General features: G+C 53.5%; 9 protein-coding genes. 7 read left to right on the forward strand and 2 right to left on the reverse strand.

What is annotated here, in order from left to right; translation table 11 throughout:
* Positions 1–737: 737 nt before the first annotated feature.
* Positions 738–1,025, reverse strand: coding sequence for a type II toxin-antitoxin system RelE/ParE family toxin (locus H616_RS0112115; protein ID WP_027967605.1), 288 nt, complete (start codon positions 1,023–1,025; stop codon positions 738–740).
* On the reverse strand, positions 1,018–1,239 hold the full coding sequence (locus H616_RS0112120) for a TA system antitoxin ParD family protein (protein ID WP_027967606.1): 222 nt from the start codon (positions 1,237–1,239) through the stop codon (positions 1,018–1,020). Before H616_RS0112120 ends, H616_RS0112115 begins: the two co-directional genes overlap by 8 nt.
* A 229-nt stretch (positions 1,240–1,468) precedes the next feature.
* Here H616_RS0112120 and rfbB point away from each other — a divergent pair, with 229 nt between their 5' ends.
* From rfbB to H616_RS15655, 7 genes are all read left to right on the forward strand, one after another.
* Positions 1,469–2,644: a dTDP-glucose 4,6-dehydratase gene (gene rfbB, locus H616_RS0112125; protein WP_027967607.1), complete on the forward strand. Its 1,176-nt coding sequence runs from the start codon at positions 1,469–1,471 to the stop codon at positions 2,642–2,644.
* Entirely contained in the window at positions 2,641–3,552 is a 912-nt protein-coding gene (gene rfbD, locus H616_RS0112130) for a dTDP-4-dehydrorhamnose reductase (protein ID WP_027967608.1), read from the forward strand. Before rfbB ends, rfbD begins: the two co-directional genes overlap by 4 nt.
* 470 nt (positions 3,553–4,022) lie before the next feature.
* On the forward strand, positions 4,023–4,895 hold the full coding sequence (gene rfbA / locus H616_RS0112135; RefSeq protein ID WP_035573183.1) for a glucose-1-phosphate thymidylyltransferase RfbA: 873 nt from the start codon (positions 4,023–4,025) through the stop codon (positions 4,893–4,895).
* 24 nt (positions 4,896–4,919) lie between these two features.
* Positions 4,920–5,477 carry a dTDP-4-dehydrorhamnose 3,5-epimerase gene (gene rfbC / locus H616_RS14925; protein WP_051234278.1) on the forward strand — a complete coding sequence of 186 codons (558 nt, stop codon included), beginning with the start codon at positions 4,920–4,922 and terminating at the stop codon, positions 5,475–5,477.
* 45 nt (positions 5,478–5,522) lie between these two features.
* Positions 5,523–6,953, forward strand: a complete 1,431-nt coding sequence (locus tag H616_RS0112145) for a mannose-1-phosphate guanylyltransferase/mannose-6-phosphate isomerase (RefSeq protein ID WP_205619100.1) — start codon at positions 5,523–5,525, stop codon at positions 6,951–6,953.
* Between the two features lie 42 nt (positions 6,954–6,995).
* The gene (locus H616_RS0112150) at positions 6,996–9,608 is read left to right on the forward strand and encodes a coiled-coil domain-containing protein (RefSeq protein WP_027967611.1); all 2,613 of its coding nucleotides are present in this window, start codon (positions 6,996–6,998) and stop codon (positions 9,606–9,608) included.
* 42 nt (positions 9,609–9,650) lie between these two features.
* Positions 9,651–10,360: hypothetical protein (locus H616_RS15655; RefSeq protein WP_035573185.1), on the forward strand; the 710-nt coding region annotated here is incomplete at its 3' end.

Genomic DNA, 10,360 nt, shown 5'->3' on the forward strand with positions numbered 1-10,360 from the left:
TGGGGTGGTTTTTGTAGGAGCCGGATTTATCCGGCGATTGACTTAGCCACCTGCAGTGAAGTATCCCATCGCCCGATCAATCGGGCTCCTACGAAGGGCGTTACAGTGACGGTTTTTGCTGGTATGGGGTGGTTTTTGTAGGAGCCGGATTTATCCGGCGATTGACTTAGCCACCTGCAGTGAAGTATCCCATCGCCCGATCAATCGGGCTCCTACGAAGGGCGTTACAGTGACGGTTTTTGCTGGTATGGGGTGGTTTTTGTAGGAGCCGGATTTATCCGGCGATTGACTTAGCCACCTGCAGTGAAGTATCCCATCGCCCGATCAATCGGGCTCCTACGAAGGGCGTTACAGTGACGGTTTTTGCTGGTATGGGGTGGTTTTTGTAGGAGCCGGATTTATCCGGCGATTGACTCAGCCACCTGCAGTGAAGTATCCCATCGCCCGATAAATCGGGCTCCTACGAAGGGCGTTACAGTGATGGTTTCTGTTGGTGTGGGGTGGTTTTTGTAGGAGTCGGATTTATCCGGCGATTGACTCAACCACCTGCAGTGAAGTATCCCATCGCCCGATAAATCGGGCTCCTACGAAGGGCGTTACAGTGACGGTTTTTGCTGGTGTGGGGTGGTTTTTGTAGGAGTCGGATTTATCCGGCGATTGACTCAACCACCTGCAGTGAAGTATCCCATCGCCCGATAAACTGGGTTCCCACAGGGTGCTGGTGGTTTGCTCAACGGCTATTTCCGTTTGATATCACGGTAGAAGTTTTCGTGTGTGGCCAATATCATCAGTTCAAGAACAAGGGCACCATCGTCAAAGCTGTAACCCAGCAAAGTTAGCTGCTTGTTCATTTTGAATTTATGGACCCGTAAAAAAGCCAGATCCCCTTTTTTTTGCTCACCAATGTTGGGGTCGGCCATTAAATTCTTAATAGCTACGTCGAGGTCTTGTTTTTGGTTGGGTCTTAGCTTCTTAACCGTTTTTTTGAATGTCGGGGTTTGTAATACACTGGTGGCTCTAATCAAAATCGTAGGCCTCCAGTTTGCCGGCATCTCGCTCTGCCTGCGCGATGATAGCTTGTCTCACAAACTCGTAAGGTAAATCAGGGTTATCCTCCATCATTTCGCCGATTTTTGCCCAATGCTCTATTTGCTTAGGTGGTGTCCGATTGAGAGCTTTGGCAATGATGGTGGCCTTCTCAATAAGCTCTTGATCTAAACGAATACTGTTCGTAGCCATATTAGTATCTCCGATATTGACTTTCCTTGATTGTAGCAAACCGCATCAATTGTAGCAAAATGCCACAATTGATGCGGTTTGCAGCAAAGCGGATGTGTCGGAACCGCTGAATATTGTAGGAGCCGGATTTATCCGGCGATTGAAGCGACCACCGACAGTAAAGAAACCCTATCGTCCGATAAAATGTGTAACTAAATCACATAGGCTGCACTGAGTTATAGGGGGTAATGTGCCAAGGGTTTTTCTCGTCACTGGGGGTGCTGGTTTTATTGGCTCTGCCGTAGTACGTGAACTTATCCACAACACCAGACACCATGTTGTGAATGTGGATAAGCTGACCTATGCCGGTAACCTAGAGTCGTTAGCAGAGGTGGCGGATAACCCACGCTATACCTTCATTCACGCTGATATCTGCGATGCACCAGCGATGCACCGAGCGTTTGCCGACCATCAGCCTGATGTGGTGATGCACTTAGCGGCGGAAAGCCATGTCGATCGTTCGATTGATGGCCCTGCTGAGTTTATTCAAACCAATGTGGTGGGCACGTCGGTGTTGCTGGAAGCGGCGCGTGGCTATTGGAATGGGTTGCAGGAGAGTGACCCAGAGAAAGCGGCGGCGTTTCGTTTTCACCATATCAGCACTGATGAGGTGTATGGCGACCTTGAAGGCACCGCTGACCTGTTCCTGGAAACCACGCCCTATGCGCCCAGTTCGCCCTATTCCGCCAGTAAAGCCAGCTCAGATCACCTGGTGCGCGCCTGGCAGCGTACCTTCGGCTTGCCCACGCTGATTACCAACTGCTCGAATAACTATGGCCCGTATCACTTTCCTGAAAAGCTGATTCCGTTGGTGATTCTTAATGCCTTAGCGGGCAAACCGCTGCCAGTGTATGGCGATGGTCAGCAGATTCGCGACTGGCTATATGTGGAAGACCACGCCCGCGCGTTGATCAAGGTGGCCAGTGAAGGAAACGTTGGAGACACCTACAATATCGGCGGCCATAACGAGAAAGCCAATTTGGACGTGGTAGAGAGCATTTGTGACCTGCTTCAAGAATTGGTGCCGCTGGATGGAAATCGCCCGATAAATCGGGCTCCTACAATGGAAAGTCAGGTGCCTGTGGGAAGTGATGGTGGGGGAGCCGGATTTATCCGGCGATCGGAAGATACCTCAGCGCTTGAGCACTACCGTAACCTCATTACCTTCGTCACTGACCGCCCCGGTCACGATCTGCGCTATGCCATTGATGCCAGTAAAATTGAACGTGAGCTGGGCTGGGTGCCGCAGGAAACCTTTGAAAGCGGCCTGCGCAAGACCGTGCAGTGGTACCTGGCCAACGACGCTTGGTGGAAGCGTGTGCAAGACGGTAGCTATCAGGGCCAGAGGTTGGGAGTCGGCGCATGAGTCTTCTGATAACTGGTGGTAATGGCCAGGTTGGCTTCGAGCTGCAACGTCAACTGTGCCTGCTGGGTGAGGTTCATGCTCCTACTCGTGGCGAGTTGGATTTGGCCGATGAAAACGCCGTGCAGGGTTGGCTTGAGCGCCACCAACCCACGTTAATCGTTAATGCGGCGGCTTATACCTCTGTTGATAAGGCTGAGAACGAGCCCGAACTGGCGCGGCGCCTGAACGCCGAACTGCCCGCTCAGTTGGCAAGCTATGCTGCTGAGCAAAGCATTCCGCTAGTTCACTACTCTAGCGATTATGTGTACCCCGGCGATGGCGAACAGGCATGGGATGAAAGTAGTCCGGTAGGGCCGCTGTCTGTTTACGGTACAAGCAAGCTGGCGGGTGATGAAGCGATAATTGCCAGCGGGTGTGAGCACCTGATCTTTCGTACCAGCTGGGTGTATAGCGCACGCGGCAACAACTTCATGAAAACCATGTTGCGGCTGGGCGGTGAGCGTGACTCATTGAGTGTGGTAAGTGATCAGATTGGCGCGCCCACGCCAGCGCGATTGATCGCTCAAGTCACCATGCTGGCACTTACTATTCACGACTCACCACTTACCACTCACCGTTCACCATTCACTATTCATATTCCGTCAGGGGTTTATCACCTAGCTCCGCGTGGCGAAACCAGCTGGCATGGCTTTGCTTGCGAAATATTTAAGCAGGCCAAAGATGCTGGTGAAAAGTTGGCTATTACGCCTGAAAATGTTGCTGCTATATCAACCGTTGAATACCCCACGCCAGCCCAAAGGCCCCTGAACTCAAGGCTCTTGCTTGATAAGCTGGAACAGGCGTTGGGTCTTGAATTGCCCCGCTGGCAAGAGCAGCTGGCGCTGACGCTGGCAGAATACTTTGACTGATAGGCGCAGGGTTTACCTGTGGGAGCCCGGTTTAGCAGGCGATGGGGCCGGTTTTTTTGTGGGAGCCCGGTTTATCGGGCGATAGGGCCTATTTTTTTGTGGGAGCCCGATTTATCGGGCGATGGGGTTGTTTTATGCCGGTGGTTAATTCAATCGCCGGATGAATCCGGCTCCTACGAAACCCACCGCTTCATTGTGGGAGCCCGATTCATCGGGCGATAGGGCCTATTTTTTTGTGGGAGCCCGGTTTATCGGGCGATAGGGCCTGTTTTTTTGTGGGAGACCGGTTTATCGGGCGATGGGGTTGCTTTATGCCGGTGGTTAATTCAATCGCCGGATGAATCCGGCTCCTACGAAACCCACCGCTTCATTGTGAGGGACTGATTTAGCAGGCGATGGGGTTGTTTTATGCCGGTGGTTAGCTCAATCGCCGGATGGGTCCAACTCCTACGAAAATTAAGGAACGACTCATGGCACGTAAAGGTATAGTTCTGGCAGGGGGCTCGGGGACGCGACTTCATCCCATTACCCTGGGGGTTTCCAAACAGCTGTTACCGATCTACGACAAGCCGATGATCTATTATCCAATTTCGGTGCTGATGCTGGCAGGTATTCGCGAGATTCTGGTGATATCTACGCCAGAAGACCTGCCGCATTATCGCAAGTTGCTGGGGGAGGGTGAGCAGTTCGGTGTACGCTTTGAGTATGCGGAGCAGCCAAGCCCTGATGGTCTGGCTCAAGCGTTTATCATCGGCGAAGAATTTATCGGTAATGATCCTGTGTGCTTAGTGTTGGGTGACAACATTTTCCATGGTCAGCACTTCAGTGAACAGCTCAAGCGTGCTGCCTCCCAGCAGAGCGGTGCCACGGTGTTCGGTTACCTGGTCAAAGACCCTGAGCGTTTTGGTGTGGTGGAGTTTGACGAGCAAGGCAAGGTGATCTCAATCGAAGAAAAGCCCGCTAAGCCAAAGTCAGCCTATGCCGTCACAGGACTGTACTTCTACGATAATGACGTGGTGGAAATTGCCAGGTCGGTCGAACTCTCAGAGCGAGACGAGTACGAAATCACCTGTGTTACTAACGCTTACCTAGAGCGAGGAGACCTACGCGTTGAACGCCTCGGCCGTGGTTTTGCTTGGTTGGATACCGGTACTCACGACAGCCTGTTGGAAGCCAGCCAATACGTACAGACTATTGAACGTCGGCAAGGACTCAAGATAGCTTGTCTGGAAGAAATTGCCTGGCGTAACGGCTGGATTGACGATGATTGGCTACGAGATCAAGGCAGGCGGCTTACCAAGACAGGCTACGGAAAATATATATTAGGACTTCTCGGAGTCTGATTAATAAGGTTGTCATACAATTTCATGCACATTACTTCACTCGCCATTCCCGACGTGCTGCTAATCACGCCCAAGATTTTTTCAGATGAGCGTGGTTTTTTTATGGAAAGCTTTAACCAAAGAGACTTTGCTGCCGCCACTGGACTAGATGTTACCTTCGTCCAGGACAACCACTCACGCTCGAAGCAGGGGGTGTTACGAGGGCTCCATTATCAGGTTAAACAGCCGCAGGGAAAGCTCATTCGTGTGACGCAGGGTGAGGTTTTTGATGTGGCGGTGGATATGCGCGAGAAGAGTTCAACTTTGGGCATGTGGGTTTCAGCGGTGCTGAGTGAAAAGAATAATCATCAACTCTGGGTTCCACCAGGCTTTGCACATGGTTTTTATGTCCTCTCAGAGTATGCAAGTGTGCAGTATAAATGTACTCAATATTATAGGCCGAGCGACGAGTCCTGTGTCAGATGGAACGATGAGTCACTAGATATTTCTTGGCCAATGAATGACAGAGAAAAAGTTGTAGTTTCAAAAAAAGACGCTGGCGCAACAGGGTTTCATCGAGCCCCTAGAATTTCTATTTATTAATTTTTTAAAAGGTTGAGAAAGATGGGCAAGGAAAATCTCACAAGCATGGTTTACCCAGTAATTCTATCTGGGGGGTCTGGTAGCCGACTTTGGCCAATGTCGCGTATTGGTTATCCGAAGCAATTTCTTTCTTTGCATGGTGATGATGGTGTCACCATGCTGCAAGCGACGGCAAAGCGTGTGCAGGGCAGCACCTATGCAGCCCCCCTGTTGGTATGTAACGAAGAACATCGCTTTATCATTGCGGAGCAGTTGCGTCAGGTAAATATCGAGCCTGGCAGTATTATTTTGGAGCCCGTGGCACGAAACACCGCACCGGCGGTAGCAGTAGCCGCACTCAAGCTCAGTGAGAGTAATTCTGAGGGGTTGATGCTGGTTATGCCATCCGATCATGTCATCCTCGACGAGGCAGCGTTCCAGCAGGCGGTGGTCTCGGCGGCCAAGGCTGCCAAGCAGGGGGCATTAGTGACCTTTGGCATCACGCCGACTTCGCCGGAAACGGGTTATGGCTATATTCAGCGTGGCAGTGATTGGCAAGGGGGTGGGCAAGGCGTCTACCACGTCACGCGCTTCGTGGAAAAACCGGATCAGGCCACCGCTGAGGAGTACTTGAGCACCGGCGATTATGCGTGGAACAGTGGCATTTTCCTTTTCAGCGCCAGCAGCTATCTTGAGGCCCTTGAACGCTTCCAGCCTGAGATGCTTACCGCTGCCCGTGCTGCACTGGAAAACACAACTGAGGACATGACGTTCTGCAGGTTGGATGACGCCGCTTTTGCTGCATCACCATCGGATTCTATCGACTACGCTGTCATGGAGCACACCGACAGGGCTGCGGTAGTGCCGGTTGACATGGGCTGGAGTGATCTTGGTGCCTGGTCTGCGTTATGGGAGATTGAAGGCAAAGATCAGCAGGGCAATGTCGCCAAGGGCGATGTCCTGTTACATGATACGCGAAACAGTTTCGTGCACGCGGAACATGCGATGGTCGCTGTAGCAGGTCTTGATGATGTCATCGTTGTCGCAACAGATGATGCCGTATTGGTCGCCGATCGAAACAACGCCCAAGACGTGAAACAGCTTGTCGAGAGGCTTAAGAGTGAAGGGCGTGCCGAGCATTACTTGCACACTACAGTACATCGTCCCTGGGGTTGCTACCGAGGGATCGATATAGGAGAGCGTCACCAGGTCAAGCGTATTACCGTAAAGCCCGGAGAGCGTTTGTCGCTACAGATGCACTATCATCGTGCGGAACACTGGATTGTTGCGAGCGGCACTGCTCTTGTGACTTGCGGTGATAAAGAGTTTTTGTTGCGTGAAAACGAATCCACCTATATTCCCATGGGCGAGACCCATCGTCTGGAAAATCCTGGAAAGGTGCCGCTAGATATTATTGAAGTGCAGTCCGGTAGCTATTTGGGGGAGGATGATATCGTGCGTTTTGAAGATGGTTACGGTCGTGCCCCAGAGGCGTGATATCGCTCATCCCAGCTACCTAACAAGGCTATCGGCTTGCCCATGAAAAGTCTTTGCATTACCGGCTCATCGGTGACAAGTATCGCTGATGTCGCTGAGAACCTGACGTTGGCAGGTCTTAATCCTGCTAAAGCAATTCAGCATGGCACCCCGATCGACATGCTCGATTGGCACGATCGCGTTGTGCCGTTGTTACGTGCCGGCCAGCCCATGGGGCGCCTCTGGGAGAAGGCGGCGGAAGAGCTGCTGTTAGTGAATCTTTCGGATCATGCTTGGGGATGGCATAGCCAGTTGAGCCTATGGGCACTGGAGTTCTGGGCCGATCTTGAGCCGAGTATCCATTTCTTGCTGGTTACTGAATCACCGGAAACGTATCTCGCTAAGGCTTGGCTGGCAGAAGGTGAAACAGCAGATAATGAGGCTTTGTTAGAAGAATGGAGGGTACGGCATGCTCGGATGCTGGAATTCTACTTAGCGTTTCCTGAGCGAAGCCTGTTGGTAGATGCGACGCAAGCATTGGCGGCAAGTGATAAGCTTGTCGAACTTATCGAGCAGCGTTGGCAGTTGATCGAAGCTCCATCGACTGGCCTCCAGATGCTGCCTGCAGCAGAACAGTCCATGCCCATGCGTCTTGCCGTGCAGTTGGCTGAGCCGGTGTGCAGCCAGTACGCGGATCAACTCGATACATTGCGCAATGAGCTTGAGGCTGCCACCTATCCGCTTGACTCGTTGGATGGCGGTGATACTGACGATATCCTGCTGCTGATAGAAGCGTTGCAACAGTTTCAGCAAGTCCCCGTTCTCTCTTCGCGACACGCCAAGCAGGCTCGTGAGCTTGAGCAGGCTAGGGAAGAAGTCGCACGGCTTGAAGAAGTTGTGGGTCGACAGGCAGTGCAAAACGATGAGCTGCTAGCAGCTCATCAAGAGGAGCTTCTTGAGAACGCAGCGCTTGAACAGCAAGCTGCGATTCAGGAGAAGAATGCGGACCGATTACGCACCGAACTGCAGAGTGCCCATAAGAGGCTAGAAGATAAGGCCGTCAGGCATCAAGAAGAGACGTCCAGTCTTCTCGGCGAGAAAAAGGGACTTGTGCAGGCGTTGGACGCGGCACGAGAGCAGGCCGCATGCCTGACAGCACTTGAGCATGATCAAGCGGAGTTGCGTCAGGAACATGAGTTGCTTTTGCTCAGCTTACATACGACCCAAGAGCAGCTCGAAATGAGCCTGGCTAGGCGCCAGGAAGAGCGGGGCGAGTTTGTCGATGAAAAAGAGTCACTGCTCCGGGAGCTCGATAAGTCGCATCAGAAAATCAGTCGATTGGAGCAGAGTGAAAGCCACCAGACTGCTCTCCGTGAAGGCTATGAGGCACTGCTCTTAAGTTTGCACCAGACGCAAGAAAAGCTAGAGAGCTTACTTTTCAGGCATCAGAAAGGGCAAGCTGATCACATGGCTGAGCGGAAGTCTCTACAAGAGTCACTGCGTGATGCCCAATCCGTGGTGAAAGAGCAGAGTGTTGCTGCCCAGACTAACGCGGAGAGGTACGAAGCGGCCCAGCGGGATGTCGAGCATCTTAAGCGGGAGCGTGAAGCGTTGCTGGTGTCGCTTCACCAGGCCGAATCCGTGGTGAAGGAGCAGAGTGTTGCTGCCCAGACTAACGCGGAGAAGCATGAAGCGGCCCAACGGGACGCCGAGCACCTTAGGCAGGAATGTGAGGCATTGCTGGTGTCGCTTCACAAGACCCAAGAAAAGCTGGAAGGGCAGCTCAGGTATAGCACTAATCAGCAGGCCAACCTGCAGGCGTTAGAGCAGCGACTGATAGCGTTGAAACAGCGTGGCGGCCCCTCTCTTGCGGCTGATAAGGTGGAGATATCACGCCCTGCGCCTGATCAGATAGAGTGGCGCCTGGCCAACCTTCTGGTGGGTGAAACCGAGTACTCTTCGCTATCTATTGACGGCATTTGTACCGGCGGCAGCCTACAGCTGGAGGTTCAACAGGGTGATGACGAATCCTGGTGCCTGAATCTCGCCAGGCCGGCGACCCTGAACACCCTTCTTCCCGTACAGCGTGAGCTGGCCAGAAGTTTGCCCAGCATATTACAGGCATACCTGCCCAGTGAACTTGGCTCAGGGCGTCGACGCAAGTGGCAGCGTGCATTCGACAAGCTCAGCCAGTCTCTGGAAGCACTACCTCGTCAGCTCAGCTTTGATACTCCAGAGCTTCACCATGTTCAGGTCAACCCGGATTACGAGCACCTCTGGATCACGCTTCCGCAGGCTAGCTTCGGTGGCAGTGAACCCAGGCGGTGGCAGTTCCGAGTCTCCTGCGCTAACGTTACGCCCCAGGCCTTCGGAACCCAACCCAAACTCGAAATCCCACGCCAGCAGGATCAGCTGCTGGAGGAGTGGTTCCAGGAGAGTCAGGACAGTTTCGGCGAAAAGCTGGAACTACGCTTCGCCCTTCCCAAGGCCATGGATAGTGGTGTCTGGAAGCGGCTGCGGTCAAACGACCAGCAACTTCTTCAATCGTTGATAACCTCGCTACCAGACATTCTGTCGAGTCTCGAACAGCAGGGGCATCGCTCTGGGCGAGATTGGCAAGACTGGCACCGGTTGGCCGCTGACATGCGTCGTATTCTTCAGGCCAAGGCCGAGTAGGCTAATGACTTGGTTGACCCTTGCATAGATGGAGCTTGCCCCATGGCAGTACAAGAAGCCTCAACGCCTTACTCTTCACTGATCTATCTGGGAGCCGGTGACCAGCTGTCGCTGGAGGACTGTAGGCAGACAGCAGCTAACACCTGGCTAGTAGAAGCCTCCCACAACCAGGCGCAGAGACTGCGGCGTGCGATAGCGGGCCATGTCGGCATTCGGGTGGAGGAAGCTGTGGTAGCGGCCCACTCGGGCCAACAAACCTTCCATGAATACAACCTGCCTTGGGCCAGTGGGCTCAACCTGCCGGACAAGGGCCTGCAGCGCCTCTACCCTGGACTTCGCTGCCTAACCAGCGAGCCGCGCGAGGGGGTTGGCATCGGCGAGTTGGTGGAGCGTTGCCTGACGGATGTGTCGCAAGCCGATAGCGAACGGGGTGCTCTGCTGGTTATCGATCTTGGCGAGCAGGCGGGGGAACTGCTCCAGGCCCTGGAGGAGGCGGGGCAGCTTGCTCACCTTGCCTGTGTTGCCGTGGTACCTCCCCATCGCCAGGGACTGGACATCTTGCCTCCCCCCAGTCTGCATGGGCCCCTGTCACTGCCCGACTCACTCACTTGGCTGAGCGAAGGTAGTCGCTGCTATCAGCCTCACCCACTGCTGCTACAGTTGCAGCGGGCTATGGAAAATAGTCGGCAGTTGACGCAGCAGTTGGAAGAGCGAACGCAGCAGCGCGACACTCAGCGCCAACAGCGGGAAGA

Source organism: Halomonas halocynthiae DSM 14573, from assembly GCF_000425725.1.
GTDB lineage: Bacteria > Pseudomonadota > Gammaproteobacteria > Pseudomonadales > Halomonadaceae > Halomonas > Halomonas halocynthiae.